The organism is Nocardia sp. NPDC001965, from assembly GCF_053594175.1.
The window spans coordinates 48,676-73,295 of the sequence record NZ_JBSFDZ010000019.1 but is presented as its reverse complement, the minus strand read 5'-3'; the positions used below and the strand labels follow the sequence as shown (position 1 = coordinate 73,295).

General features: G+C 68.1%; 28 protein-coding genes. 22 read left to right on the top strand and 6 right to left on the bottom strand.

All coding sequences use genetic code 11. The features are described from left to right. The first annotated feature begins 87 nt into the window (after positions 1-87). From ACWCPQ_RS24065 to ACWCPQ_RS24055, 3 genes are read left to right on the top strand one after another with little or no spacing between them, the layout of a single operon-like run. Positions 88-783 (top strand): helix-turn-helix transcriptional regulator, encoded by a 696-nt coding sequence (locus tag ACWCPQ_RS24065; protein WP_449902580.1) that lies wholly within the window; start codon positions 88-90, stop codon positions 781-783. After that, the gene (locus ACWCPQ_RS24060) at positions 783-2,078 is read left to right on the top strand and encodes a sensor histidine kinase (protein ID WP_449902578.1); all 1,296 of its coding nucleotides are present in this window, start codon (positions 783-785) and stop codon (positions 2,076-2,078) included. The genes ACWCPQ_RS24065 and ACWCPQ_RS24060 overlap by 1 nt, the downstream gene beginning before the upstream one ends. After that, positions 2,071-3,090, top strand: a complete 1,020-nt coding sequence (locus ACWCPQ_RS24055) for a hypothetical protein (RefSeq protein WP_449902576.1) — start codon at positions 2,071-2,073, stop codon at positions 3,088-3,090. The genes ACWCPQ_RS24060 and ACWCPQ_RS24055 overlap by 8 nt, the downstream gene beginning before the upstream one ends. Before the next feature lie 24 nt (positions 3,091-3,114). Here the strand turns inward: ACWCPQ_RS24055 and ACWCPQ_RS24050 are convergent, their stop codons facing one another. Beyond that, entirely contained in the window at positions 3,115-3,567 is a 453-nt protein-coding gene (locus ACWCPQ_RS24050) for a hypothetical protein (protein ID WP_449902574.1), read from the bottom strand. A gap of 149 nt (positions 3,568-3,716) precedes the next feature. Here ACWCPQ_RS24050 and dapA point away from each other — a divergent pair, with 149 nt between their 5' ends. Next, positions 3,717-4,625, top strand: a complete 909-nt coding sequence (gene dapA, locus ACWCPQ_RS24045) for a 4-hydroxy-tetrahydrodipicolinate synthase (RefSeq protein WP_449902572.1) — start codon at positions 3,717-3,719, stop codon at positions 4,623-4,625. Further along, a complete protein-coding gene (locus ACWCPQ_RS24040) occupies positions 4,622-6,595 on the top strand; it encodes a ribonuclease J (RefSeq protein WP_449902570.1) in 1,974 nt (657 codons plus the stop codon). The genes dapA and ACWCPQ_RS24040 overlap by 4 nt, the downstream gene beginning before the upstream one ends. Positions 6,596-6,692: 97 nt before the next feature. Here ACWCPQ_RS24040 and ACWCPQ_RS24035 read toward each other — a convergent pair whose 3' ends face one another. Both ACWCPQ_RS24035 and ACWCPQ_RS24030 read right to left on the bottom strand, forming a co-directional pair. Further along, positions 6,693-7,253 carry a hypothetical protein gene (locus ACWCPQ_RS24035; protein WP_449902568.1) on the bottom strand — a complete coding sequence of 187 codons (561 nt, stop codon included), beginning with the start codon at positions 7,251-7,253 and terminating at the stop codon, positions 6,693-6,695. Positions 7,254-7,320: 67 nt separating this feature from the next. Beyond that, positions 7,321-7,716 carry a DUF4189 domain-containing protein gene (locus ACWCPQ_RS24030; protein ID WP_449902566.1) on the bottom strand — a complete coding sequence of 132 codons (396 nt, stop codon included), beginning with the start codon at positions 7,714-7,716 and terminating at the stop codon, positions 7,321-7,323. Between the two features lie 124 nt (positions 7,717-7,840). On the opposite strand from ACWCPQ_RS24030, the gene ACWCPQ_RS24025 reads away from it, so the two are divergent. From ACWCPQ_RS24025 to ACWCPQ_RS24015, 3 genes are all read left to right on the top strand, one after another. Then, positions 7,841-8,464, top strand: a complete 624-nt coding sequence (locus ACWCPQ_RS24025; RefSeq protein WP_449902564.1) for a TIGR03085 family metal-binding protein — start codon at positions 7,841-7,843, stop codon at positions 8,462-8,464. A 228-nt stretch (positions 8,465-8,692) separates the two neighbouring features. Then, on the top strand, positions 8,693-11,317 hold the full coding sequence (locus tag ACWCPQ_RS24020) for a DNA translocase FtsK (protein ID WP_449902562.1): 2,625 nt from the start codon (positions 8,693-8,695) through the stop codon (positions 11,315-11,317). A 131-nt stretch (positions 11,318-11,448) separates the two neighbouring features. Continuing rightward, positions 11,449-12,453 carry a TerC family protein gene (locus ACWCPQ_RS24015; RefSeq protein WP_449902559.1) on the top strand — a complete coding sequence of 335 codons (1,005 nt, stop codon included), beginning with the start codon at positions 11,449-11,451 and terminating at the stop codon, positions 12,451-12,453. 50 nt (positions 12,454-12,503) lie between these two features. Here the strand turns inward: ACWCPQ_RS24015 and ACWCPQ_RS24010 are convergent, their stop codons facing one another. Together ACWCPQ_RS24010 and ACWCPQ_RS24005 are read right to left on the bottom strand one after the other, a co-directional pair. Next, positions 12,504-12,788 carry a YciI family protein gene (locus ACWCPQ_RS24010; RefSeq protein ID WP_449902557.1) on the bottom strand — a complete coding sequence of 95 codons (285 nt, stop codon included), beginning with the start codon at positions 12,786-12,788 and terminating at the stop codon, positions 12,504-12,506. 83 nt (positions 12,789-12,871) lie between these two features. Next, entirely contained in the window at positions 12,872-13,423 is a 552-nt protein-coding gene (locus tag ACWCPQ_RS24005) for an amino-acid N-acetyltransferase (RefSeq protein ID WP_449902555.1), read from the bottom strand. A gap of 131 nt (positions 13,424-13,554) precedes the next feature. On the opposite strand from ACWCPQ_RS24005, the gene pgsA reads away from it, so the two are divergent. The 9 genes from pgsA to ACWCPQ_RS23960 all read left to right on the top strand — a co-directional run bounded on the left by pgsA (position 13,555) and on the right by ACWCPQ_RS23960 (position 20,163). Further along, a complete protein-coding gene (gene pgsA / locus ACWCPQ_RS24000; RefSeq protein ID WP_449902662.1) occupies positions 13,555-14,187 on the top strand; it encodes a CDP-diacylglycerol--glycerol-3-phosphate 3-phosphatidyltransferase in 633 nt (210 codons plus the stop codon). Beyond that, positions 14,184-14,699, top strand: coding sequence for a CinA family protein (locus ACWCPQ_RS23995; RefSeq protein ID WP_449902552.1), 516 nt, complete (start codon positions 14,184-14,186; stop codon positions 14,697-14,699). The genes pgsA and ACWCPQ_RS23995 overlap by 4 nt, the downstream gene beginning before the upstream one ends. A 126-nt stretch (positions 14,700-14,825) precedes the next feature. Beyond that, positions 14,826-15,269 carry a helix-turn-helix domain-containing protein gene (locus ACWCPQ_RS23990; RefSeq protein WP_449902550.1) on the top strand — a complete coding sequence of 148 codons (444 nt, stop codon included), beginning with the start codon at positions 14,826-14,828 and terminating at the stop codon, positions 15,267-15,269. A 224-nt stretch (positions 15,270-15,493) separates the two neighbouring features. Further along, positions 15,494-16,327 carry a PspA/IM30 family protein gene (locus ACWCPQ_RS23985; RefSeq protein ID WP_449902548.1) on the top strand — a complete coding sequence of 278 codons (834 nt, stop codon included), beginning with the start codon at positions 15,494-15,496 and terminating at the stop codon, positions 16,325-16,327. A gap of 29 nt (positions 16,328-16,356) precedes the next feature. Next, positions 16,357-17,301, top strand: coding sequence for a phage shock envelope stress response protein PspM (pspM, locus tag ACWCPQ_RS23980; RefSeq protein ID WP_449902546.1), 945 nt, complete (start codon positions 16,357-16,359; stop codon positions 17,299-17,301). A gap of 107 nt (positions 17,302-17,408) precedes the next feature. Further along, complete coding sequence (locus ACWCPQ_RS23975; protein ID WP_449902544.1) at positions 17,409-17,582, top strand: hypothetical protein; 174 nt, start codon at positions 17,409-17,411, stop codon at positions 17,580-17,582. Positions 17,583-17,676: 94 nt separating this feature from the next. After that, a complete protein-coding gene (locus tag ACWCPQ_RS23970; RefSeq protein ID WP_449902541.1) occupies positions 17,677-18,390 on the top strand; it encodes a PIG-L deacetylase family protein in 714 nt (237 codons plus the stop codon). Between the two features lie 372 nt (positions 18,391-18,762). Beyond that, positions 18,763-19,926, top strand: a complete 1,164-nt coding sequence (locus ACWCPQ_RS23965; RefSeq protein ID WP_449902539.1) for a glycosyltransferase — start codon at positions 18,763-18,765, stop codon at positions 19,924-19,926. Between the two features lie 42 nt (positions 19,927-19,968). Then, positions 19,969-20,163, top strand: a complete 195-nt coding sequence (locus ACWCPQ_RS23960; RefSeq protein ID WP_449902537.1) for a DUF3046 domain-containing protein — start codon at positions 19,969-19,971, stop codon at positions 20,161-20,163. A gap of 21 nt (positions 20,164-20,184) precedes the next feature. On the opposite strand, the gene ACWCPQ_RS23955 is transcribed toward ACWCPQ_RS23960, so the two are convergent. Continuing rightward, the gene (locus ACWCPQ_RS23955) at positions 20,185-20,700 is read right to left on the bottom strand and encodes a CGNR zinc finger domain-containing protein (RefSeq protein WP_449902535.1); all 516 of its coding nucleotides are present in this window, start codon (positions 20,698-20,700) and stop codon (positions 20,185-20,187) included. A gap of 149 nt (positions 20,701-20,849) precedes the next feature. Here ACWCPQ_RS23955 and ACWCPQ_RS23950 point away from each other — a divergent pair, with 149 nt between their 5' ends. The 5 genes from ACWCPQ_RS23950 to recX all read left to right on the top strand — a co-directional run bounded on the left by ACWCPQ_RS23950 (position 20,850) and on the right by recX (position 24,593). Further along, positions 20,850-21,311, top strand: a complete 462-nt coding sequence (locus ACWCPQ_RS23950; protein WP_449902532.1) for a VOC family protein — start codon at positions 20,850-20,852, stop codon at positions 21,309-21,311. Positions 21,312-21,327: 16 nt separating this feature from the next. Next, positions 21,328-22,209 carry a pyridoxamine 5'-phosphate oxidase family protein gene (locus tag ACWCPQ_RS23945; protein WP_449902530.1) on the top strand — a complete coding sequence of 294 codons (882 nt, stop codon included), beginning with the start codon at positions 21,328-21,330 and terminating at the stop codon, positions 22,207-22,209. A 16-nt stretch (positions 22,210-22,225) separates the two neighbouring features. Beyond that, positions 22,226-22,675, top strand: a complete 450-nt coding sequence (locus ACWCPQ_RS23940) for a DUF1348 family protein (RefSeq protein WP_449902527.1) — start codon at positions 22,226-22,228, stop codon at positions 22,673-22,675. A 153-nt stretch (positions 22,676-22,828) separates the two neighbouring features. Then, positions 22,829-23,866: a recombinase RecA gene (gene recA, locus ACWCPQ_RS23935; RefSeq protein WP_449902525.1), complete on the top strand. Its 1,038-nt coding sequence runs from the start codon at positions 22,829-22,831 to the stop codon at positions 23,864-23,866. Positions 23,867-24,014: 148 nt separating this feature from the next. Continuing rightward, complete coding sequence (recX, locus tag ACWCPQ_RS23930; protein ID WP_449902660.1) at positions 24,015-24,593, top strand: recombination regulator RecX; 579 nt, start codon at positions 24,015-24,017, stop codon at positions 24,591-24,593. Positions 24,594-24,620 lie beyond the last annotated feature (27 nt).

Below are 24,620 nucleotides of genomic sequence, written 5' to 3'. Positions count from 1 at the left end.
GCCCCCCGGAATCGGGGGCTGCCTCCGGAACGCGCGGACGGCCATACTGCTGAGCAGGGTGGTTCGATCGTGTGACGGGAGCTCGAAGTGACGAACAGTGTCGCGGGGGTGGAGGCGGTGCCCCGACGGATCGGCCTGGTGGAGGACCACGAATCGGTGGCGATCGGATTGGCGGCGATGCTCGGTCCGCAACCGGATCTGGCACTGGTCGCGACGGCCGGGACTGTCGCCGGTTTGCTGGAAGATCCGGAATGCCTGCTCGGCGAACGGTGGTCGCTGGATCTGGTGGTGCTCGATCTACGGCTCGCCGACGATTCCGTGCCCGAGGACAATGTGCGGACGCTGCGCGAGAACGGGGTCGAGGTGCTGGTGTTCACCGGCGCGGACAACTCCTATCTGGTGCGCTCGGCCGCGCGGGCAGGGGTGCTCGGGGTGCTCCGCAAATCCGAGGATGTGGCCGCGGTCGTCGCCGCGGTCCGGCGGGCGGCCTCCGGGGAGCAGGTGGTGACGACCGACTGGGCTGCCGCCATCGACGGTGATCCGCAGCTGTCCACTGTCGGGTTGAGCCCCCGGCAGGAAGAGGTGCTCACGCTGTACGCGTCCGGGGAGAAAGCTTCTCGGGTGGCGCGGCTGACGGGATTGTCGGAGCAGACCGTCAACGACTATCTGGGCCGGATCCGGCAGAAGTACGCCGTTGCGGGCCGCCCCGCTCCCACCAAGACCGATCTCTACAAGCGGGCAGTGGAGGACGGCTGGCTGCCGGTACCGGAACGTCGCCGTTGATGGGTGCATCCGCCGCTACGCCCGTGGCCGGAGCTGTCCAGGAGCGGCACGGCGGCACCGGGTGGTCGGGCCGCGCGCTACCGGTGCGCGGCGATGCGACCGGCCCGGAATCGGCCGCCGATCGGGTGCTGCGCGGTTTCGGGCTGGTGATCGGGCTTTTCGGGACGATCGCCGGACTACTCGAACTGCCGGAGATCATCGTGCAGCATCGTGGGGTTCCGCTGGTCTGGACCCTGGTCACCGTATCGCTCGCGTTCGGTCTGCAACCGGTGCTCGCGGTGGTGTCGCTGATGGCGCGGGCGTGGCTGATCCGTCCCGTCGCGGGGGCTGCCGCGCTCGGCTACCTCACCACCATGGTTCTCGTCCTGGCCTGTTTCCCGGAGGTCGAGGCGGCGCCGGGACCGGTCTGGGTGTACCGGCTGGTGACGATCGGGATGTTGACCGCGGCGCTGGCCTGGCCCCTGTCGTTCGCGGTCGTCTATCTCGTGGCGGCCGCGGTGCTACCCGGTACCGTCGCCTACTTCCGGCTCGACGACACCTCGTGGTCGGACATCCTCGTCGTGTTCGCGCGCCAGATCGGTATGTGCCTGCTGCTGCTGTGGTGCGTGGCCTACGCGCGCAGCGCCGGTGTACGAGTGGACCGGGAGACGGTGCGGGTGAGCGAGCAGGCGGCGGTGGTCGCGGGTACCGCCGCCCGGGCACGCGAACGTGCGCGGTTCGCCGCCCTGATCCACGACGCGGTGCTGTCCACGCTGCTGGACGCCTCCCGCGATCGCGGCACCTCACCGGTGCTGCGCGAACAGGCCCGGCGCACGCTCGCGCAACTCGACGAGACCCGGATCGCCGAGTCCGATCCGGACGCGCTGGATGCCGATACGGTGATCGGATTCCTGCGTTCGGCGGTGCAGGAGGTGAATCGCGGCGTCGGTTTCACGGCACGGCAGGACGACAGCGGGGCACCGCTGCGAATGCCGGTGGATGTGGCGGGGAGCCTGGCGGCGGCACTGTCGGAGGCGACCCGCAACAGCCTGCGCCACGCGGCTGTGCCCGGCCGCACCGTCCGGTGTGCCGTCACCGTCACCGTCGGCGCGGGCGGGTTGCGAGTGGTCGTGCGCGACGACGGTGCGGGTTTCGACCGGGCGACCGTACCGGCGGACCGGCTCGGTATCTCGGTGAGCATTCTGGGCCGGATGCGGCAACTACCCGGCGGCGCCGGTTTCGTGGAATCGCAGCCCGGGGAAGGGACCGCCGTGACACTCGTCTGGGGGAGCCCTGGTGGCGGTGGTGATGACTGAGCCGCACAGCGATACCGAGTTGCGAGCGCTGCTCGGTATGCGCGGCCCGGGCGGGTGGTTCTTCCTGGCCGGGCTCGCGGGGATCATCACCTTGTACCTGATTCCGACGTTCGGGGTCGTCCCGCCGGCACAGGCGGCTTTCGCCTTCGCCGCGATGCTGGGGGCCGCCGCCGTCGTACTCTTGGCCGCCGGTGATCCGTTACCGTGGCCGGCCACGGTAGCCGTACTGCTGGCGGGTCTGTCGGCCGTGGTGTCGACCACTGTGAATTCCGATGCGGGCGCGATCCGCGAGCCCTGGACGGCTTTCGCGTTCTCGTTCGTCCTTGCCGTGCTGGTCCTGCGCAGCCGGATCGGCGCGGCCTGGGTGGGCGCGGCGGCGGTGGAGGTGGTGTTCGTGGCCGCCGATCGAGTTCTCGGTGTCGAGTACGGTTCGCTGCTCACGCCGATCATCGTGCTGTCGACCCTGGCCGGCGCCACCGTGTGCGTGCTGATCCTGCGCCCGACGCAGCAATCGCTGCGACTGCTGCACGAGGACGCCGCGATGCGGGCGGCCGCCGAAGCGACGATGGCCGCGGAACATGCCGAGCGCGTCCGCCAGCTCGCCCGGCTGGACCGGGTCGCGCGGCCGATGCTCGAACGGATCGCCCAGGGCACCGAACTGTCCGCCGCCGAGCGCGAGACCTGCCGACTGCTGGAGGCCGAGCTGCGTGACGGCCTGCGGGCGCCGCAACTGGTGACCGACCGGCTCGCCGGCGCGGCCCGCGGGGCCCGCTCCCGCGGGGTCGAAGTGCTCCTGCTCGACGACGGCGGGTTCACCGGGGTCGCCACCGAGCTGCGCGACCAGGTCGTCCAGTTCGCGATCCGGGCCCTGGACGCCGCCGAATCGGGTGCCGTGACGGTCCGGGTACTGCCCGCGGGTCGCCGCAATATCGCAACGGTGCTGGTCAGCGTTCCGGATGGCGATCGGCGCACCGATATAGGAAGGTCCGGCGAAATCACGGTCTCCGAATGAGTTCGCCCGGACCGGGCGATCCGGCTAGGACCGGTCGTCGCGTTTGGGCCCGCCGTAGCCGCCGCGCATCTGGTCGCGCAGGGCTCCGGATACGACACCGGACATCCAGGAGTTCAAGGATTGCCCGCTCTGCGCGGCCGCTTCCTCGGCGCGGGACTTCACCTGCTCCACCAGACGCAGGGTCACCCGGCTGATATCGCCGGTCATCTCCTCGAAACTGGGGTTGTCGCCGGCCGGAGCGCGCCGCACTTCGACGTTCGCCTCGGTGCCGTGCAGGGAGACACGCACGGTGCGGTCACCCAGTTCGGTGGTGACGGTATCGGCGAGTTCGGTGAGCGCCGAGAGGAGCGCCAAGCGGGCCGAATTCTCCACGGCTGTGGCCAGCGCCTCGGCTGTGGCCTGCGTTTTCTCGTCGCCCAGGGCCGCGGCGGCCACCAGGTCCTCGCGGATGCGGGCGGTGTATCTGGTCAGATCCATGACACCAGTGTGACGCCATATCTGATGTCGTTCAAGGAGCGAATTGGCGGCAGATCGGCGGTATCATGCAGTCGCCTCGGTGGGGCGGCGGCCGAGAACACAGACGAGGGTGTCGAGGCATATCCGGTGACCGGGTAGCCTTTCTGACCATGACGAACGGTGAATCGACGCCCCCGGTGTTGAGCGCGTCCGGCACAGTAGGTGTCGCGATGGTGACCCCCTTCAGTGCCGAGGGCAAGCTCGACATAGACACCGGCGTCTCCCTGGCACATCGTCTGGTCGATCGGGGCGTCGACCTGCTCGCGATCTCCGGAACCACCGGCGAATCGCCGACGACCACCGAATCGGAGAAGGCCGATCTGCTGCGCGCGGTGGTCGACGCGGTCGGCAACCGGGCCACCGTGATCGCCGGCGCCGGCACCTACGACACCGCGCATTCGATCGAGCTGGCACGTAATGCCCAGCGCGCCGGCGCGCACGGCCTGCTGGTGGTGACGCCGTACTACTCGCGGCCCACCCAGGAGGGGCTGTACGCGCACTTCACCGCGGTCGCCGACGCCACCGACCTGCCGGTCACCCTGTACGACATTCCACCGAGATCGGTGGTCCCGATCGCCTCCGATACGATCCGCCGACTCGCCGAACATCCGCGAATCGTCGCGGTGAAAGACGCCAAGGGCGATCTGAACGCGGGTGCCGCGCTCATCGCCGAAACCGATCTGGCCTTCTATTCCGGCGACGATATGTTGAATCTGCCGTGGCTGGCGATGGGCGCGGTCGGTTTCATCAGCGTGATCGGACATCTGGTCCCGCAACGATTGCGGGAAATGGTGGACGCGTTCACCGCCGGTGATGTGGTGCGTGCCCGCGATATCAACACCAGCCTGCTGTGGCTCAATGCCGCGATGGCCCGGCTCGGTGGTGTCGCGATGACGAAGGGCGGGCTCCGGTTGCTCGGTGTCGACGCGGGTGAACCGCGGCTGCCGCAGATCATGCCCAGCCCGGAACAGCTCGAGGATCTGGCCGCGGACCTACGTGCTGCCGGGGTGCTCGAATGAGCGACCCCACAGCCCGCCGTCCTCGCCGTACCGCACGGCGCGATGCGGGAGCGCCCGCTCCCACACCGGAACCGCAGCCCGAGCCCGCGCCCGCCACGCCGGTCGCCGAACCCGCTGGGTCCACTGTCGAAAGGGAAACCGAGACCGTGGCAACCGAATCCGCGTCCGCGGCCGAATCCGCTCCGGAGGCCCGCAGCCAACGGTCGCGTCGCGGTGGCCGCGGTAAGCAGTCGGGTCGTGGACGTAGCGAAACTCCTCGTTCCGCGCCCCCGGTCGCGCCGGCCGCCGCCGCGCAGGACCGGCTCGCGCCACCCCCGAAGCTGCCGAAACAAGGGCTGCGGGTTTTCGCGCTCGGCGGGATCGGCGAGATCGGCCGCAATATGACCGTCTTCGAATACGGCGGCAAACTGCTGATCGTCGACTGCGGGGTGCTGTTCCCCGAAGATCAGCAACCCGGTGTGGACCTGATCCTGCCCGATTTCCGGCCGATCGAGGACCGTATCGACGATGTGGTCGCCGTCGTGCTGACCCACGGGCACGAGGACCATATCGGCGCCGTGCCGTTCCTGCTGCGCCTGCGTCCCGACATCCCGGTGATCGGTTCGAAGTTCACGCTCGCGCTCGTGGCGGCGAAATGCCGGGAACACCGGTTGCATCCGAAACTGCTCGAGGTCACCGAGGGGCAGCGCACCGAGCACGGCCCGTTCGAATGCGAGTACTTCGCGGTCAACCATTCCATCCCCGATGCCCTGGCCGTCGCCATCCGCACCCCGGCCGGAACCGTCCTGCACACCGGCGATATCAAACTCGACCAGTTGCCGCTGGACGGCCGGCTCACCGATCTGGCCGGGTTCTCCCGCCTCGGTGACGAGGGCGTCGATCTCTTCCTGGTCGACTCCACCAACGCCGAGGTACCCGGATTCGTCACACCCGAACGGGAGATCGGTGGCGTCCTCGACACAGTGATCGGCAAAGCGCGCAACCGGGTGATCGTGGCGTCCTTCGCCAGCCACGTGCACCGGATCCAGCAGGTGGTGGACGTCGCGCAGAAGTTCGGGCGCCGGGTGTGCTTCGTGGGCCGGTCCATGGTGCGCAATATGCAGATAGCCCAGGATCTGGGCTATCTCACCGTGCCCGACGGGCTCGTGGTCGATCTCGATCAGGCCGCCACCCTGCCCGGCGACAAACTCGTCCTCATCTCCACGGGATCCCAGGGTGAACCGCTCTCGGCGCTGTCCCGGATGGCCCGCGGTGAGCACCGGCAGATCCACATCCGGGCCGACGATCTGGTCGTGCTGGCCTCCTCGCTGATCCCGGGTAACGAGAACTCGGTGTTCACGGTCGTCAACGGGTTGGCGCGACTGGGCGCCACGGTGATCACCCAGCAGAACGCGAAGGTGCACGTCTCCGGACATGCCTCGGCCGGTGAACTGCTGTACCTGTACAACGCGGTCCGGCCGACCAACGCTATGCCCGTGCACGGTGAATGGCGACATCTTCGTGCCAACGCCGCGCTCGCGGTCGCCACCGGGGTGCCCGAGGAGCGAGTGGTGCTCGCCGAGGACGGCGTGGTGGTCGATCTCGTGGACGGGATCGCCTCCATCGTCGGCCGGGTCCCGGTCGGGCACGTCTACGTGGACGGGCTGTCGGTCGGTGATGTCGGCGAATCCACGTTGTCGGACCGGCTCGTTCTCGGTGAGGGCGGATTCATCGCGATCACGGTGGCCGTGGACGAGACGACCGGTAAGGCGGTGAGCCCGCCGGAGGTGAGCGGCCGCGGATTCTCCGACGATCCCACCGCCCTGGCCGAAGCGGCCGAACTGGTGGAGGCCGAACTGCTGCGCCTGGCAGGTGAGGGTGTCACCGATACCCACCGCATCGCCCAGGCGGTGCGGCGGATCGTGGGCCGCTGGGTCGCCGATACCTACCGGCGCCGCCCGATGATCGTGCCCACTGTGCTCGGTGTCTGACTTCCGAACCCCGGTGTCCGACTCCTGAACAGAAGAAACCGCCGGAGGGCCTCGGCCCTCCGGCGGTTCACGTTCGCGCTACGGAGCTATCCGCGGATCAGGAATCTTCCTGGCAGGCCGCGGAATCCAGCTGTGCGGATTTGACGATGTTGCAGGCGAACCCGTGCGCGATCTTCCACTGATCGCCTTCGGCCACGAAGTCCACGGTGGCGTTCTCCACCGGGCTGCCACCGATGGTGACATCGGCATCGGCGGTCACCTTGCCGGCGGCGGGCTCGCCGACATTGGTGATCTTGACCGTGACTTCGTTCTTCTTGGCGGCCTCGACCAGCTTGTCGACCAGCTGCGGATCCTGTTCGGCGTCTTCGATCCAGGCCAGCTTCTCGTCTTCACCGACCGAACCGTCGAGCGCCCGGTTGATCTTGTCGTTGAGTTCCTCGGCCGTCGGCTTCGGCAGGTTCGGCGCGGGTGTGGTGGTCGGCGCCTTACCCTCCTCGCGGCCGTCCTGGGTTTTGCCCGATTCGAACGCGGCGGCGGCCTCGGTGCTGGTGGCCGCGGCGCCGGTGGACGAGTCCTCGGTGGACGAGCACGCGGTGAAAGTGAGGGCGGCGGCGGCCATCGCTACGGCGGCCACGACCCGGATCGGTCGAATTTTCACAGTTCTGATTCCCCTACGAAGTTGTCGGCGAGTTCGGCGCCGGCCGGAAAAGATGGACGGTACGAACTCACAGGCCGTAGCCGGAAGTGCAGTTCCAGTGCTCGATAGTGGCATTGCCCGGGTTGTTGGCCAGTGCCTCGGAGCGTGCCGCGGACCGGGTGGCCCCGGAACCGTAGCTCAGCCAGTTGTCCGAAACCGCCAGCGCACCACAGCCGTTGCGCCAAGAGATCTTGGAGACGCAGTCGGCGGCGCCGCAGCTGCTCTCGGCGGCCTGCTCGGCTTCGGCGTAGCTGTCGTAGTCGTAGGACCAGCCGTAGTTGCCGGTGGACAGCGATACCGCGATGGCGCCGTAGTAGCTGCCGGATTGAGCGTGCGCCGGAGTCACCGAAGCGACGAGCATGGAACCGACGGTCGCCACCAGAACGGCGGCAACGGTGAGAAACTTCTTCAAAGGTGTTCCCATCTGTGCGTTTCGATCCACGACCCTTATGGACCGAATGACAAAGTACAGAGCATCTCTGCCGCGGAGCAACCGGATCGGCAACGCATTCCCTCCCCGATGGCTGGGTCTCGGCTAGATTCATCGTGTGAACATGGCTCAGCGTGAACGCCGTGCATTGGTCGAAACGATGAAGGGCACCGGCCCGGACGCGCCCACCTTATGCGGTGCGTGGACCGTGCGCGACCTCGCGGCTCACCTGGTCGTGCGGGAGCGGCGTCCCGACGCCGCGCCGGGGATCATGTTGCGGCCCTTCGCCGGATACCTGCAGAAGGTGCAGGACAAAGCGGCCACTCGAGAATTCGACGTACTGCTCGAGCAGGTTCGTACCGGCCCGCCCTGGTGGTCGCCGTTGCGGCCGGTGGACGCGATCGCCAATCTGAGCGAGATGTTCGTACATCACGAGGACGTCCGCCGGGCGGGGCCGGACTGGGAACCGCGGGAGCTGTCCGCCGCGGATCAGCAGCGGTTGTGGTCGGCACTGCGCAAGATGGGGAAGATGGCCTATCGGAAATCGCCGGTACCGGTGGAGATCTCGACCCCCGGCGGGGAGCCGGTGCGGATCGTGGACCGAACCGGTCCGGCGGTGACCCTGATCGGGGAGCCGGCGGAACTGTTGTTGCACGCGTTCGGGCGGGATCAGGTCCGGATCGAAACTTCCGGCGAACCCGAGGCGGTCCGGCAGGTGCTCGAACTCGACCGCTCCATCTGAACACTGCCGCCGTAGACCGGGCGCGAATGCGGAAATACGGCGCACCGGAGCGCGCTGCGCGCATCTCGTATCGGATATCGGTGGTGGTCGAGGGCGAATCGCCGACCGTGCCCACATCGCGACGACCGGCGCGCCCGTCGGCCCGGAGGCGGTATTTCGCACCGTGGAGGCGGCGGTTACCAGTGTTGCGGATGGTCCGGATGGGGTCGTTGCGGCTAGCCTGAGGCCATGGCAGGTAAGTCCCGCGGCACGACCACACCTGGTACGCGGGCGGGATCGGCTCGGGGGCGGACCACCGCTGCGCGTTCTCGTTCGGGCAATTCGCGCGCCGCGGCCGGCGCGGCCGGGGCCCAGGGGCCGGCTCGCAGAACCACTCGCAAAGCTGCCGCGCGCCCGGCAACCGGTCCCCGCCCCCGCCGTACCGCGGCCCGGCGGCCGGCCGCCGCGCGACGATCCGAGACAGCGCCGCTGGCGGTGTTCGGCCGGATGGTGAGCGGTGGCTGGACCATGGCGGCCCGTGGGCTGGGGGCCACCACCCGGGCGATCAGCCGGGCGGGGGAGATCGAGCACGGTCATCGCCGTGACGGAGCCGCCCTCGGATTGATCGCGCTCAGCGCGGTGATCGCGGCGGCTGTCTGGTTGTCCGCGGGCGGGCCCATCGGGCGGGCGGTGGACGCGGTGATCCGCGCGGTCACCGGTTCGGCCTCGGCGCTGCTGCCGTTCGTCGCCTCCGGTATCGCGGTGGTGCTCATGCGGACCGAGCCCCGTCCGGAGATCAGGCCCCGGCTCGTACTGGGCGGACTGTTGATCGGATTGCCGCTCCTCGGGCTGTGGCATATCGCCGACGGTGCCCCCGCCGACGCCGCCGGCCGTGCCGACGCGGCCGGGTTCGTGGGTTTCGTCATCGGCGGACCGGTGACCGACGGCCTCACGGCCTGGTTGTCGGTACCTATCCTGCTCCTGGCCATGGTGTTCGGCGTGCTGTTGGTGACCGGCACGACGGTACGGGAGGCCCCGCAGCGGCTGCGTGAGTTCTTCGGTGCGCCCGGCTACGGCGGCGAGGCGGACTACCGGGACGGTTACGACCCGGTCGACGAATACGAGTACGAATCCGCGGAACAGCCGGCTCGATCGCGCCGCCGCGGCCGTACCCCCGTCGAGAACTATCCGGCCGACGATTTCGTGGGCCCCGAGGCGGGCGAACCGCCGCTGCGCGACGCCAAGCCGATCACGGCTCCGGAAGCGGAACAACCCGCTACCCGGAAGAAACGGAAACCCGCCGCACCGGCGGTGGTGGATCAGACTCCGCCACCGCTTCCGGAGCCGGAATTCGTCGCCGACCGGGTCACCGAGGGCGATTACAGCCTCCCGCCGATGAACCTGCTCGTCGAGGGCGATCCACCCCGTAAGCGCAGCGCCGCCAACGAATCGATGATCGAGGCGATCACCGAGGTGCTGGTGCAGTTCAAGATCGACGCCGCGGTGACCGGGTTCGTCCGTGGCCCTACCGTCACCCGCTACGAGGTGGAGCTGGGGCCGGGTGTCAAGGTCGAGAAGATCACCGCGCTCACCCGCAATATCGCCTATGCGGTGGCCACCGAGAACGTGCGTCTGCTCGCGCCGATCCCCGGGAAGTCCGCTGTCGGTATCGAGGTGCCCAATGCCGACCGGGAACTGGTCCGGCTCGCCGATGTGCTCACCGCACCGGCTACCCGCAACGATCATCATCCGCTGGTCATCGGCCTCGGCAAGAATATCGAGGGCGAATTCGTATCGGCCAATCTGGCCAAGATGCCGCATCTGCTGGTAGCGGGTTCCACCGGTTCCGGTAAGTCGAGTTTCGTGAACTCGATGCTGGTGTCACTGTTGCAGCGCGCCACACCGGACGAGGTCCGGATGATTTTGATCGATCCGAAGATGGTGGAGCTGACCCCCTATGAGGGGATCCCGCATCTGATCACGCCCATCATCACCCAGCCGAAGAAGGCCGCCGCGGCACTGGCCTGGCTGGTGGAGGAGATGGAACAGCGGTATCAGGATATGCAGGCCAGCAAGGTCCGCCATATCGACGATTTCAACCGCAAGGTGAAATCAGGTGCCATCACCACACCGCTGGGCAGCGAACGGGTGTACCGGCCCTACCCCTACATCCTGGCCATCGTCGACGAACTCGCGGATCTGATGATGACCGCACCCCGCGATGTCGAGGATGCGATCGTCCGGATCACGCAGAAGGCGCGTGCCGCCGGTATCCATCTGGTGCTGGCCACCCAGCGGCCGTCGGTGGACGTGGTGACCGGGCTGATCAAGACCAATGTGCCGTCGCGGCTCGCGTTCGCGACCTCCTCGCTCACCGATTCCCGCGTTATCCTCGACCAGCCCGGCGCCGAGAAGCTCATCGGTATGGGTGACGGCCTGTTCCTGCCGATGGGCGCCGGTAAACCGACCCGGTTGCAGGGCGCCTTCATCAGCGACGAGGAGATCCACGGGGTCGTCGAGTACACGAAGAACCAGGCCGAACCGGAGTACACCGAGGGCGTCACCGCGGCCAAGGCCGGCGAGAAGAAGGATGTCGATCCGGATATCGGCGACGATCTCGATGTCTTCCTGCAGGCGGTGGAACTGGTGGTCACCTCCCAGTTCGGGTCCACGTCGATGCTGCAGCGCAAGTTGCGCGTCGGGTTCGCGAAGGCGGGCCGGTTGATGGACCTGATGGAGACCCGGGGGGTGGTCGGGCCGAGCGAAGGTTCCAAGGCCCGTGATGTGCTGATCAAGCCCGATGAGCTGGACGGGCTGCTCTGGTCGATCCGCGGTGGTGGCGACGAGGAGGCGCCGGAGTCGGCGGACGAGTGATCGGCGTGCTGCCGGTCGGCCGGACCACCGATATGCGACGATGACGGGCAGCCACCCCCCCGCAAGTCGGCCGAAACGGTCATATCGGGCATTATTGATGCCATGACTCGTACCGCTGAACGGATCGCCGTATGCAGGTAACCGCTCTCGTCTGGGGCATCACGATCGTGGTGATCCTCGGGTTGTTCGTCTTCGACTTCTTCGCCCATGTGCGTACCCCGCACGAACCGACCTTCCGTGAATCCGGCTTCTGGTCCGCGGTCTACATCGGCCTGGCACTGGCCTTCGGCGGGGTGATCGCCTGGAAATGGGGCGGGACCTTCGCCGGCGAGTACTACGCCGGTTTCGTCACCGAGAAAGCACTCTCGGTGGACAACCTGTTCATCTTCCTGATCATCATGTCCACCTTCGCGGTGCCCCGGATCTACCAGCAGAAGGTGCTGCTCATCGGCATCGTGGTGGCCCTGGTGATGCGCGGTGTCTTCATCGCGGTCGGCGCCGCCGCCATCAGCGCCTTCAGCTGGGTTTTCTACCTGTTCGGATTCTTCCTGGTCTACACCGCGGTCAAGCTCGTGAAGGAGAGCGGCCACGAGGTCGAAGAGGAACAGAAACGCGACAGCCGGATCGTCGCGCTCATCAAGCGGTTCGTGCCGACCACCGAGACCTACGACGGTGACAAGCTGGTCACCCGGATCGACGGCCGACGTACGCTCACCCCGATGCTGCTCGCGCTGGTGGCCATCGGATTCGCGGATCTGTTGTTCGCGCTCGATTCGATTCCGGCCATCTACGGCCTCACCGAAGAGCCCTACATCGTGTTCACCGCGAACGCGTTCGCGCTGATGGGGCTACGCCAGCTCTTCTTCCTGATCGGCGGCCTGCTGGACCGGTTGGTGTACCTGTCCTACGGTCTCGCGGCCATCCTGGCCTTCATCGGCGTCAAGCTGGTGCTGCACGCGCTGCACGAGAACAATCTGCCGTTCATCAACGGCGGCGAACATGTGAGCGTCCCGGAGATATCCACCGTGCTGTCGCTCTCGGTGATCCTCGGCATCCTGGTAGTCGCGACCGTGGCCAGTCTGCTGCGCACCCGCGGGCAGACGCGACCGAAATCGGTATCGGAGCCCGGCGAGTAGTGCCGAGGCGCGCCCCGTCCGGGCCCGGTCTCCCGGGCCCGGCGATGCCGTCAGTCGGCGAGTACGCCGAGCACCGGCTGCCATTCGACCGCCCGGACGTCGTCGATCAGCTTCTCCTGAGCGAACGGGTCCTGCGCCAGCAGATCCGCCAGGGCCGCGGCGTCGTCCGCGCGGAACAGCAGCAGGGCGCCGGACCCGTCCGGGTACGGACCACTGGTGACGAGGGCGCCCGCGTCGAGTCGTTCGGCCAGCCAGGAGCGATGCCGCGGGCGATGGGCGTCCCGGGCGGCGGCGGTGGCTTCGGAATAGGTGTAGTGAACAGCGAAAAGAGGCACCGGTCGACTCTAGTGCGCGGCCCGCGCACCAGGCCGGCGGAACCGTCGCGGAAAGGCCGGCCCGCAGTGGCGGTGGGGTGACCTCACAGCGTGAGCAGCATCCGGGTGTTGCCGAGCGTGTTCGGTTTCACATAGCTGAGGTCCAGGAACTCCGCCACACCGGTGTCGTAGGACCGGCACATCTCCGCGTAGACCTCCGCGGTCACCGGGGTGCCCTCGATCTCCGCGAAACCGTGCCGGGCGAAGAAGTCGACCTCGAAGGTGAGTACGAACAGCCGCCGTAACTCCAGTTCCCGGGCCACGTCCACCAGTTGCTCCACGATGAGTTTGCCCACACCCTGACCCTTGACCTCCGGGTGTACCGCCACTGTGCGCACCTCACCGAGATCGGCCCACAGCACGTGCAGCGCGCCGCAGCCCACCACTCGCTCGCCGAGTTCGGCCACCCAGAACTCCTGCACCGATTCGTACAGGTTGACGAGGTTCTTCTCCAGCAGAATGCGACCCGCGTACACATCGACGAGTGATTTGATCGCCGGGACATCGGAGGTGCGGGCGCGACGCACCCGCACGGTGGCGGTCTGCGTACCGGGCGCGTCGCTGGTCGAACCACTCAGTGGTCCCCGTGAGGTCATGGGGTGCACAGTAGTCGGCCGGGCTACCGATAGTCTGAGTGTGTGCCGCAGACTCCGCCCTTCCGCTCGCCCCTGCGCGCCTGTCCCGGCGCCGCGGCACAAGGGCGGCCATGAGCGTGCACCCCGAGGAGATGGACCGGCCCCTCGCTGTGCCCGGGCCACCGCGCGGCGGGCTGGTTCCGGCACCCGCCGAATCGGCGGTCCCGCTGCTGAATATCGCCAATATTCTCACCATGATCAGGATCGCGCTGGTACCGCTGTTCGTGCTGGCGTTGTTCGCCGCGGGCGGGCACCAGACCGGATGGCGGATCACCGCGACCGTGCTGTTCGCCCTGGCCGCGGTCACCGACCGGTTCGACGGCCAGCTGGCCCGCAAATACGGTCTCGTCACCGATTTCGGCAAACTTGCCGACCCCATCGCCGACAAGGCGCTCATCGGGTCGGCGCTCATCGGACTCTCGATACTGGGCGATCTGCCGTGGTGGATGACGATCGTCATCTGCGTGCGCGAGATCGGAGTCACCCTGCTGCGGCTGGCGGTGGTACGGCGGGGTGTCATCCCGGCGGGACGCGGCGGAAAACTCAAAACCCTCGTCCAGTCGGTGGCCATCGGAGTGCTGCTGCTGCCGCTGTCCGGCGGTTTCGCGACCGCGGGAATGACACTGATGTGGATCGCGTTGGTGCTGACAGTGGTGACGGGGCTCGACTATGTCGGCCAGGCTGCGCGGCTGTGGCTGGCCGGACCGCACCGAACCCGCGGATGACTGCCGAGCACACCGGGCCACTGACCGCCGGGAGCACCGCCACCGAACTGGTCACCACCCTGCGCGCCGCCGGACAGACCGTGGCCACCGCCGAATCGCTCACCGCGGGCCTGGTATCGGCCACGATCGCCGGGGTCCCGGGTGCCAGTGCGGTACTGCGCGGCGGGCTGGTGGTGTACGCGACGGACCTCAAACACAGCCTCGCCGGGGTGGACGAACAGGTGCTCACCGCCGAGGGGCCGGTGGCCGCGAGCACCGCCCAGCAACTCGCGGTCGGTGCCCGGATCCGCTGCGGCGCCGACTGGGGAATCGGGCTCACCGGCGTGGCCGGGCCCGATCCGCAGGACGGAATCGAGGTCGGCACCGTCTTCCTCGGACTGGCCGGACCGGGGCATACCGAGGTGATGCGGTTGAAACTCTCCGGCGACCGGTGGAATATCAGGTTCACAGCGACACTGGAAGCGATCGAGGAACTGCTGCGGTGTGTGCGGGGCGGATCACCCACCCGGTGAGCAGTTCCGCGGCCGGGCCCGGGAACCCCCGGGGCCGGTTCCGACGTTGTGCGAAGAGAGAACCGCGTGCATGCCGTGGGCTGCGGCATATGAGGGCGAAGTGCCTACCGGGAGAAGGAGAACTCGATGACGCTGCTGCGAGAAGCGATCGGGGACAGTCTGCGGCGTGCGCGCCTCGCCCAGAGCCGGACCCTGCGCGAAGTATCCACCTCGGCGCGGGTGAGCCTGGGCTACCTCTCCGAGGTCGAGCGTGGCCGTAAAGAGGCGTCCAGCGAATTGCTGGCCGCCATCTGCGAGGCGCTCGACGTCCCGCTGTCGCGGGTGCTGTGGGATGTGAGTACGGCGATCGCCGGCGAGGACCTGCCCGTGGGCGCCACCCCGGCCACCGCACCGGCCGAGACCGCCGCCGTTGCGGAATCCGCCGAGCCGCCCGCCGAATCCGTCCCCGCGGCGGCCGGAGTCGCGACGGCGTCCGCCGCCACCGGCACCCGGACGCAGGTGGACGGCGAAACCCGGATCGTCATCCCCGCGCCCAGCAACGGTCCGCTGGTGCTGGTCGAAGCCGCCTGACCGGTTATAGCGGCGGTATACCCGATCGTGACAATGCGCGCGGCGCACGGTAGCGGATAGATTCGTATGTATGCGTCGGCGCGGGCCGCTCTCGGCGAGACGCGGCGTCGTTCGGTGGCCGGTACCCGGCACCGCATGGTGGAGGATAGGCATGTATCGAGTGCGTGACGGTCGCGCACTCCGAGTCGCCCAGGCGGCACAGCAGATGGAGGCGGGATCAACCGATGGCTAATCCGTTCACGAAGGCCTGGAAATATCTGATGGCCCTCTTCGACTCCAAGATCGAAGAGCACGCGGATCCGAAGGTCCAGATTCAGCAGGCTATCGAAGAGGCTCAGCGCCAGCACCAGGCCCTGTCCCAGCAGGCCGCCTCGGTGATCGGAAACCAGCGTCAGCTGGAGATGAAACTGAACCGGCAGCTCGACGAGGTCGAGAAGCTCAACGCCAACGCCCGCCAGGCCGTCGTCCTCGCCGACCAGGCCAATGCCGCGGGCGACGCCGAGAAGGCGATCCAGTACACCAACGCCGCCGAAGCGTTCGCCGCGCAGCTGGTCACCGCCGAACAGTCGGTCGAGGATCTGAAAGTGCTGCACGACCAATCGCTGCAGGCCGCCGCACAGGCCAAGAAAGCGGTGGAGCAGAACGCGATGCTGCTGCAGCAGAAGGTCGCCGAACGCACCAAACTGCTCAGCCAGCTCGAACAGGCCAAGATGCAGGAGCAGGTCAGCGCCTCCCTGCAGCAGATGGACAGCACCCTGTCCGCTCCCGGGAGCGTCCCCAGCCTGGACGCGGTGCGGGAGAAGATCGAACGCCGCTACGCCACCGCGCTCGGATCCGCCGAACTCGCCCAGAACACCGTCCAGGGGCGCATGCTCGAGGTCCAGCAGGCCAGCGTCCAGATGGCCGGGCACAGCAGGCTCGAACAGATCCGTGCCTCCATGCGCGGTGACGCGCTGCCCGCCGGAAACTCCAATTCCGCGATCGACGCCGGAAAGTCCACGACCGAACCCGCACAGCCACAACCACAGATGGACAAGGGACAGACCGCACAGCAGTAGCGGATCCACCGAGTTCGGCGAGGACAGCAATGAAGTCTGAAAGGTCCCGATTCCCGACCGGGTCCCGGGAATCGACCCGTGCCTGGTCGGAGTTGCAGCCGCAGGCAGCCTACGTCGCCGATACTCTGCGTGAAGCCGGAGAGAACGCGCTCGTCGCGGTACGCCGCTGGGCCGATCCGCGCGAACGCGAACTCCGCCGTCGCCGCCGCGCCCGGCGGCGCAGTATCGGCCTCGGCACAGCCTCCGGTCTCACCACCGCCGGAGCCGTCGGACTCGTGGTCCTGTCCGCTCCCGCCTGGGCGGTCGTGATCCTCGGCGGCGGAGCAGTCGCTCTGGTCACCGGCGCCGCCCTGAGCACCCGCCGCTATCTGCGGTTGCGGCGTATCCCGCTGCCGATGGCCGGTTACGTTCCACGCAAACTCCCCACTACCCGCTCCGCGGCCCGCCCCGCGATGGGCCGGCTGGCCCGCGCCGAACGAACACTGCACGAAGTCGCCGGTCAGATCGCCCGCTCCCGGCGCCTGCCTGCCGACGAACTCGAGGATCTGATGGCCACCGCCGGTTCCGGCGCGGCCGCACTCACCGCACTCGCCGCCGATATCGCCACCATGGAAGGCGCGATCCGCACGCTCAGCGGCGGCGCCTCCGAGATCGCCGACGCGGCCGACGTCCACCGGCTCCGCGAAACCCTGGAATCCATCGTCGCCCGGCTCGACGGCGGTGTCACCGAATACGAGCAGGTGGTTGCGGCAGCCACCCGAGTTCTCGCGGTCGACGAAACAGGCGCCCTCCGCTACGCGTTCGACGGTATCGTCGCCGACCTGCGCCATGCTGCCGACCGGATGGACGGCTGGGCACAAGCGCTCACCGAACTGGCGGACCGGGCCCCCGAATCCCTGCTGTCACCGGCCACCGGCCGGGCCCCGTGGCAGCCGCCCCTGGCGGAGGTACCGCCCCGCCGATCCCGTCCCTGACCCTCAGGGACAACCCTGATCTTCCCCGGATATTGCTTCTCACCTGGTGATTTCCCGACCCGTCGGTGGCATGCTCGAAACAGGAGACAACCGCTGGGAGGCACAAAATGCTGTGGAAGATCATCGGCGTGGTCGCCGTCGTCTGGATCGCGCTCGCGGTGATCGGCGCACTGATCAAAGGTCTGTTCCCGATCCTGGTGATCAGTGCTGTGGTGTTCGGACTGTATCTGCTCTACAAAGCGATCTCCGGATCCGACGACCACACGGTCACCAAGATCTGACCTCCGCGCGAATACGCGGCCGGACGACCCCCACCCCGGAGCGTCGTCCGGCCTTTCTGCTCCGGCGGGTACACGGCGATGCTTGAATAGCGCCATGCAGCACCTTCCGGAAGACTGGCAGCGCGCCGTGGTGATCGTCGCCCACCCAGACGACATCGAATACGGGGTCGCCGCCGCAGTGGCCCGCTGGACCGGCCAAGGCAAAGACGTCCGGTACGTGCTGGTGACCTCCGGCGAAGCGGGAATCGCCGGGATGCCGCCCGCCGAAGCACGGCCGCTGCGGGAAGCCGAGGAACGCGCCTCGGCCGCAGTCGTCGGAGTCACCGAAATCGAATTCCTCGGCCACCCCGACGGCCGGATCGAAGCGAACCCCGCGCTACGCCGCGACCTGGCCGCCGCCATCCGCCGCCACCGCCCGGACCTGGTGGTACTCGGCCATTTCGGAGATACCTGGGCGCCCGGCATCGTCAACAGTGCCGACCACCGGGCCGTCGGCCGGGCAGCCCTCGACGCAGTCTCCGACGCCGGTAACGAATGGATATTCCCCGAAATCGCCGACCTCCCACTCTGGTCCGCCCGCTGGGCGGCCGTGGCCGTCCCGATCGGCGCCACCCATGCCGTGGACGTGACCGCCGATATCCCCGCGGCCGAAGCATCATTGGCCGAACACCGCCGCTACCTCGAGGTCCTGAGCCCGGAACCGGTGGCCGACCAGGTCCGCGCGGTGGTCACGATGACGACGGGGCCACTGGACGGATTCGACGCGGAACGCGCGGTCGGATTCGAACTGTTCACCTTCGCGGGCTGAGCTGCGTTTGTTTGCCCCGCCTTCGGCGGGGCGGGCGGGGCCCTATCGACCCCGGTTCTTCACTCCGGTGGGCACTACCTGACCGCCGGATCGGGAAGCGGGCCGATGCTCGACAGCCGGTGGGTTCTCCTGTCGGGTCGGTGCTCGATGTTCACCTACCCGCGATCTCATGTTCTCGGTAGGTGCCGCGCCTTTCGTATCCTGCGCTCACGTGGCAGAACCGCGGTGGGTGTTCGCATGGAGAGGAGGTTCTCGTGGGGAGCCCCGGTCGCGGAACCGCGGCACTCGGACTTTCGGGCCGTGGGGCGCGGAGTGCCTCCGCGGGTCGACCCCGGCAGTGGCTGCGGATGGATTGCGTGGCAGGCTGAGCTGATGCGAGTGGCTGTTGTCGCCGGTCCCGATCCGGGTCATGCGTTTCCCGCTATCGCTCTGTGCCTGCGTTTCCGGGACGCGGGCGACGATCCTGTTCTCTTCACCGGGCCCCGCTGGTTCGAGGCCGCGCGGGCGGCCGGTATCGGAGTTCGGCGGCTGAAGGGGCTGGCCCCCAGGCCGACCGACGACGATGGCGACGCCGGAGCCCGGATCCATCAACGGGCCGCCTATATTTCGACCGAGATCCTGCCCGAGCTCGGGGCGATGCTGCCGGAACTGGTGGTGTCGGATGTGCTCACCGCGGGCGGTGGTCTGGCCGCCGAGCGGTTGCGGGTGCCCTGGGTCGAGCTTTCGCCGCACCCGCTCTACCTGCCCTCGAAAGGTCTGCCGCCCATCGGGAGCGGGCTCGCTCCCGGTATCGGGGTGCGCGGGCGGGCCCGGGATTCGGTGTTGCGGATGTTCACTGCCCGCGCGGTGCGGACCGGGCTGCGGCAGCGGGAGGCCGCCCGGGTGGGAGTGGGTCTGCCGGCGACGGACCCGGGTCCGGCCGCTCGGCTGATCGCGACCCTGCCCGCGCTGGAGGCTGCGCGTCCGGACTGGCCCGCGGCGGCCGAACTGGTCGGGCCGCTGCTGTGGGAGCCCACCGAACAGCGGCTGGAACTGCCGCCCGGGGACGGGCCGCTGGTGGTCGTGGCGCCGTCGACCGCGCATACCGGGGTGGCGGGAATGGCGGAGACCGTGCTCGAAGCCCTCGACGGAACCGGCGTCCGGGTAGCCATCTCCATGCTGGACGAGCCGCCGCGATCGCTACCGGAATGGGCCACCGCGGGGCTCGGGCGGCAGGACGAACTGCTCGCCCGGGCCGCAGCGGTGGTCGGGGGCGGCGGGCACGGTCTGCTGGCGAAATCACTGTCCGCAGGGGTGCCCGTGGTGACCGTGCCCGGCGGTGGCGACCAGTGGGAGCTCGCCAATCGCGCACAGCGCCAGGGTTCTTCGCTGCTGGTCCGGCCGCTCACCGCGGAAAGTGTGCGCGAGTCGGTGCTGCGGGTACTTGCCGAACCGGGTTTCACCGAGGCAGCCCGGGCGGCGGCCGCCGGGATCTCCGAGGTGGCCGATCCGGTACGGATCTGCCACCGGGTGCTCGATTCGGTGCGCACGCACTGACCGCCCCGCGGCCGCGGCGGCGGTGCGGGTAACTTGTGCACGGTGCGGTTGACGGAATTCCAGGAACTCATGCACACCGAATTCGGCGAGGCTCGTGGCGACACTCTGCTCAACGATCACGTGATCCTCGCGCTGGACGGCCGGACCGGTGCCGCCGCCATCGAAGCCGGTGTCGATCCCCGCGAGGTATGGCGCGCCCTGTGCGCCGAATTCGACGTTCCCCGTTCACGGTGGTGAATCCGGCCCGCTGATCGCGGCTCAGGTTCTGCGGGCGTGATGTCGCGCCGCTTTCGCGCGGTTGCCGCAGGTGGTCATCGAATGCCAGCGGCGGGTTCCGTTCTTGGATGTGTCGTAGAAGAACAGGATGCAGTCCGGGTGGGCGCAGCGGCGGATACGGTCGGGGGCGTCGGCCAGCAGGGTCAGCAGATTGTCGGCCGCCAGCCATCCCGGAAGCCAGGCCGGGTCGGCGACCTCCGGCATATCGGCCGGTCCGGTTTCGGTGAGCGAGCGCCGGATCCGCCCGCGGTTCAGGACCTCGTTGAGGGCGTCCCGGGTGCCGTGGACGACCGTGTCGTACACGGCGGTCCGGGTGGCGAGCACGGCCGCCAGGGTGTTGTCGTCCGCCGGGGCAATCTCGGACCATCCTGCCGACGCCAGCCAGATCCGCAGACCGGCCACATCGGTGAGCAGGTCGCGCGGGCCGTGTTCCATCCACCGCGTGTTCAGCAGGTCCAGAGCCGGCGGTTCACCGAGGTGGGGGCGTGGATCGAGCATGACTGAGGGTAACGGTCTCCTGTTCGGTATCCGACTGTCCGAACCATTCTAACCGTCTAAATCAATTTAGACGGTTGACGGCAGGCGGCTCTGGACGCTACGTTCTAACTGTTCAAAATCTTTGAACAGTTAGAACGAGAGGATGGATCATGACCACAGCGGTCGCCCCACAGCTCGCCACCGGCCATATCGGGCTGAATGTCTCGGAATTGGACCGATCGGCGCGTTTCTACCGTGACGTCCTGGGCTTCGAAGAACTCGCCACCGGCGCCGAAGGCGAACGGCGATGGGCCTTTCTCGGGTCGGCGGGAGAGCTCGTGCTCACGCTGTGGCAGCAGAGCGCGGGGGAGTTCCCGGTGGACCGGCCCGGGTTGCACCATCTCTCCTTCCGGGTCTCTTCCCTCGACGAAGTGCGCCGAGTCGAGGCCGCGCTGACCGAACACGCGGTGAACTTCCTCTACGACGGGGTGGTCGCGCACGGTGAGGGGGCGGATTCCGGCGGTATCTTCTTCGCGGATCCGGACGGTATCCGGCTCGAAGTATTCGCGCCGTCCGGGGCCGAATCCGCGCCCGCCCCCAGCGGTGCCGCGCCTACCTGCGGTTTCTTCTGAACGGCCGGGCCGTGCGATGAATGTGTTCCATGCCGGTGAGCTGGCGGTCCAGCGCCGGGCCGGGCAACAGGGTATCGCCGAGAAGGTCGGCCGCACGGTCCGCGCCGCCATTCCCGACGCTGCCGCACGATTCCTGGCCGAGCAGCCGATGGTCGTGGTCGCCGCCGTGGACGGTACGGGCCGCCCATGGGTCACTCAGCTGACCGGAGCGCCCGGCTTCGTGCAGGTCCTCGACGAGCGCACGTTCGAGATCGCGGCGGTACCGGATTCGGCGGATCCGCTGGCGGCGCCGACCGGGCAGTGGAAGCTCGGACTGATCGCCATCGAACCGGACCGCCGGCGGCGGATGCGTGCCAACGGCACGGCCCGGCGTATCGGTGACCGGTTGCGCGTCACGGTGGAGCAGGTCTATTCGAACTGCCCCAAATATATATCCCGGCGCCGTATCGTCTCCGCCGATCTCCGGGCCGGACCGGGGGCGGGCATTCGCCGGAGTGTGGAGTTGGACGCCCGGCAGCGGGCGGCGATTGCGAGGGCCGATGCCGTCTTCGTGGGCAGTACGGATGCGGCGGGCCGGGCCGACGCCTCTCATCGGGGTGGGGATCCCGGCTTCCTGGAGGTGCGCTCACCGACCCGGCTGTACTGGCCGGAGTACCGCGGCAACTCGATGTTCATGACCGTCGGCAACCTCGCGGTGGAGCCCCGGTGTGGTGTGCTGGTCCCGGACTGGGATACCGGCGGCCTGCTCCAGCTCACCGGGACGGCCGAATTGTCGTGGGTGGACGGCCCGGCCGGTTCGGCATTGGCCGGTGTCGAGTTCACCGTGCACGAGGTGGCCGAACGCGCCTCGGGCCCATTGCGCTGGAGCCCGCCCGAACTGTCACCCGTCAATCCCTGAAAGGAGGCGCTCGCAAATGCGACCACCCCTGCCCCCGTTCGATGCCGTGACCGCCGCGGCCAAGGTGCGAGCGGCCGAGAACGCCTGGAACACCCGGGACCCCGAGACCGTCGCCGCCGCCTACACCGTCGATACGGTGTGGCGGAACCGCGACGAATATTTCGTCGGCCGGTCGGCCGTGGTCGATTTCCTGACGCGGAAGTGGGCGAAGGAGCACGGCTATGCCCTGCGCAAGGAGTTGTGGGCCTGGTCCGGCGATCGGATCGCCGTACGTTTCCAGTACGAATGGCACGATGACGCCGGACAGTGGTGGCGCAGCTACGGCAACGAACAGTGGGAGTTCGCACCGGACGGCCTGATGGCGCGCCGGGAGGCGAGTATCGACGATGTGCCCATCACGCAGGCGCAGCGGCGTATTCACGGACCCCGGCCGGAAGGGGATAGGACCGAACTCCCGCAGTGGTGAACCGGTGACGGCAAGGCGCGCGCGACGCGCGGAACCGTAGCTTGACTCGAACATCTGTTCGTCTAGGCTGATGCCGGAACTTGTCGGTGCCGCCCTCTACTGTGGGCGCCAACCACACCACCTACCTACCACCCGGTGAAAAGGGGAGTCACGATGGCGCCACAGCCCTACGACCGCGACAAAGCGCTCGAACTCGCACTCGCGCAGGTCGAGAAGAGTTTCGGCAAGGGGGCGGTGATGCGCCTCGGCGAAGAGGCTCGGCAGCCCGTATCGGTGATCCCGACCGGTTCCATCGCACTCGACGTCGCATTGGGTATCGGCGGTCTGCCGCGTGGCCGCGTCGTGGAGATCTACGGCCCGGAATCTTCGGGTAAGACCACGGTCGCGCTGCATGCGGTCGCCAATGCGCAGGCCGCCGGAGGTGTCGCAGCCTTCATCGACGCCGAACACGCGCTCGATCCCGATTACGCCGCCAAGCTCGGTGTCGATACCGACGCTCTGCTGGTCTCCCAGCCGGATACCGGTGAACAGGCCCTGGAGATCGCCGATATGTTGGTCCGTTCCGGTGCCATCGACATCATCGTCATCGACTCGGTGGCCGCCCTGGTGCCCCGCGCCGAGATCGAAGGCGAAATGGGTGACAGTCACGTCGGCCTGCAGGCCCGCCTGATGAGCCAGGCGCTGCGCAAGATGACCAGCGCCCTGAACAATTCCGGCACCACCGCGATCTTCATCAACCAGCTGCGCGAGAAGATCGGTGTCATGTTCGGTTCCCCCGAAACGACCACGGGCGGAAAGGCGCTCAAGTTCTATGCGTCCGTGCGGCTCGATGTGCGCCGTATCGAAACGCTGAAGGACGGCAGCGACGCGGTGGGCAACCGGACCCGGGTCAAGGTCGTGAAGAACAAGGTCTCGCCGCCGTTCAAGCAGGCCGAATTCGATATTCTGTACGGCCACGGAATTTCGAAGGAGGGTTCGCTGATCGATATGGGTGTGGAGCACGGATTCATTCGTAAATCCGGTTCCTGGTACACCTACGAAGGCGATCAGCTCGGGCAGGGTAAAGAGAACGCCCGGAAGTTCCTGCTGGAGAACACCGATATCCGGGACGAGGTCGAGAAGAAGATCAAGGAAAAGCTGGGGATCGGTGCGGATGTGACCGCGACGGACGAGACCCCCGCCGATTTCTGATCCGGTGGACGAACGGGCCGGGGCACCTGCCGAATCCACCGATCCGGTGGAGCAGATCCGGCGCCGACTCGACCAACTCCTGGCGGCCGGTATTTCCGGTTCCGCCCGGAGTCCACGGCCGGACGAGCCCGATCCGCAGCGGGCTCGTCTGGTCGGCTCCGGAAGTCCGGATCCGACGCCGTCCGCTCGGCGAGACGGTTCGCGCGAAACCGGCGGTAGTGACTCCCGGGAGAATCTCGAACAGGCGAAAGAGGCGTGCCTGCGGTTACTGGCGGTACGTGCTCGCAGCCGGGCGGAACTCGCGCAGCGGCTTTCCGCCAAGGGGCACGCGCCCGAGGTGACCGAGCAGGTACTCGACCGGCTGGCCGAGGTCGGCCTGATCGACGATGCCGATTTCGCGCGGCAATGGGTGCAGCAGCGGCACGGGTTCTCCGGGAAGGGGCGCCGTGCCCTCGAACAGGAATTGCGGCGCAAAGGGGTATCACAGGAGGATTCCGCCGCCGCGTTGGAGACGGTCACCGTCGACGACGAATACGAGCGCGCCACCGAACTGGTCCGGCGCAAGCTGCGGACTCTTCCGGCGGGGCTGGACAGGGAAAAGGCCATCCGGCGGCTGGTCGGTGTGCTCGCCCGGCGCGGGTACGGGCATACCGTGGCGTTTACCGTGGTCAAAGCCGAATTGGATGGGTCCGAGGGGTTCGCCGACGAGGACGCTCCGCTCGATTGAACGGCGGCGGGAGCCGGAACGACACCG

What these genes read in the sequence shown, in the direction of transcription:
- ACWCPQ_RS24030 (WP_449902566.1), bottom strand. Translation starts at nt 7,716, where the DNA reads ATGGGAACACCTTTGAAGAAGTTTCTCACCGTTGCCGCCGTTCTGGTG.
- ACWCPQ_RS23940 (WP_449902527.1), top strand. Translation starts at nt 22,226, where the DNA reads ATGCGACCACCCCTGCCCCCGTTCGATGCCGTGACCGCCGCGGCCAAG.
- ACWCPQ_RS24050 (WP_449902574.1), bottom strand. Translation starts at nt 3,567, where the DNA reads ATGGATCTGACCAGATACACCGCCCGCATCCGCGAGGACCTGGTGGCC.
- ACWCPQ_RS23970 (WP_449902541.1), top strand. Translation starts at nt 17,677, where the DNA reads ATGCAGCACCTTCCGGAAGACTGGCAGCGCGCCGTGGTGATCGTCGCC.
- ACWCPQ_RS23985 (WP_449902548.1), top strand. Translation starts at nt 15,494, where the DNA reads ATGGCTAATCCGTTCACGAAGGCCTGGAAATATCTGATGGCCCTCTTC.
- dapA (WP_449902572.1), top strand. Translation starts at nt 3,717, where the DNA reads ATGACGAACGGTGAATCGACGCCCCCGGTGTTGAGCGCGTCCGGCACA.
- ACWCPQ_RS24055 (WP_449902576.1), top strand. Translation starts at nt 2,071, where the DNA reads ATGACTGAGCCGCACAGCGATACCGAGTTGCGAGCGCTGCTCGGTATG.
- ACWCPQ_RS23990 (WP_449902550.1), top strand. Translation starts at nt 14,826, where the DNA reads ATGACGCTGCTGCGAGAAGCGATCGGGGACAGTCTGCGGCGTGCGCGC.
- ACWCPQ_RS23995 (WP_449902552.1), top strand. Translation starts at nt 14,184, where the DNA reads ATGACTGCCGAGCACACCGGGCCACTGACCGCCGGGAGCACCGCCACC.
- ACWCPQ_RS24015 (WP_449902559.1), top strand. Translation starts at nt 11,449, where the DNA reads ATGCAGGTAACCGCTCTCGTCTGGGGCATCACGATCGTGGTGATCCTC.
- ACWCPQ_RS24005 (WP_449902555.1), bottom strand. Translation starts at nt 13,423, where the DNA reads ATGACCTCACGGGGACCACTGAGTGGTTCGACCAGCGACGCGCCCGGT.
- pgsA (WP_449902662.1), top strand. Translation starts at nt 13,555, where the DNA reads ATGGACCGGCCCCTCGCTGTGCCCGGGCCACCGCGCGGCGGGCTGGTT.
- ACWCPQ_RS24040 (WP_449902570.1), top strand. Translation starts at nt 4,622, where the DNA reads ATGAGCGACCCCACAGCCCGCCGTCCTCGCCGTACCGCACGGCGCGAT.
- recA (WP_449902525.1), top strand. Translation starts at nt 22,829, where the DNA reads ATGGCGCCACAGCCCTACGACCGCGACAAAGCGCTCGAACTCGCACTC.
- ACWCPQ_RS24060 (WP_449902578.1), top strand. Translation starts at nt 783, where the DNA reads ATGGGTGCATCCGCCGCTACGCCCGTGGCCGGAGCTGTCCAGGAGCGG.
- ACWCPQ_RS23965 (WP_449902539.1), top strand. Translation starts at nt 18,763, where the DNA reads ATGCGAGTGGCTGTTGTCGCCGGTCCCGATCCGGGTCATGCGTTTCCC.
- ACWCPQ_RS23950 (WP_449902532.1), top strand. Translation starts at nt 20,850, where the DNA reads ATGACCACAGCGGTCGCCCCACAGCTCGCCACCGGCCATATCGGGCTG.
- ACWCPQ_RS23955 (WP_449902535.1), bottom strand. Translation starts at nt 20,700, where the DNA reads ATGCTCGATCCACGCCCCCACCTCGGTGAACCGCCGGCTCTGGACCTG.
- pspM (WP_449902546.1), top strand. Translation starts at nt 16,357, where the DNA reads ATGAAGTCTGAAAGGTCCCGATTCCCGACCGGGTCCCGGGAATCGACC.
- ACWCPQ_RS23975 (WP_449902544.1), top strand. Translation starts at nt 17,409, where the DNA reads ATGCTGTGGAAGATCATCGGCGTGGTCGCCGTCGTCTGGATCGCGCTC.
- ACWCPQ_RS23945 (WP_449902530.1), top strand. Translation starts at nt 21,328, where the DNA reads ATGAATGTGTTCCATGCCGGTGAGCTGGCGGTCCAGCGCCGGGCCGGG.
- ACWCPQ_RS24020 (WP_449902562.1), top strand. Translation starts at nt 8,693, where the DNA reads ATGGCAGGTAAGTCCCGCGGCACGACCACACCTGGTACGCGGGCGGGA.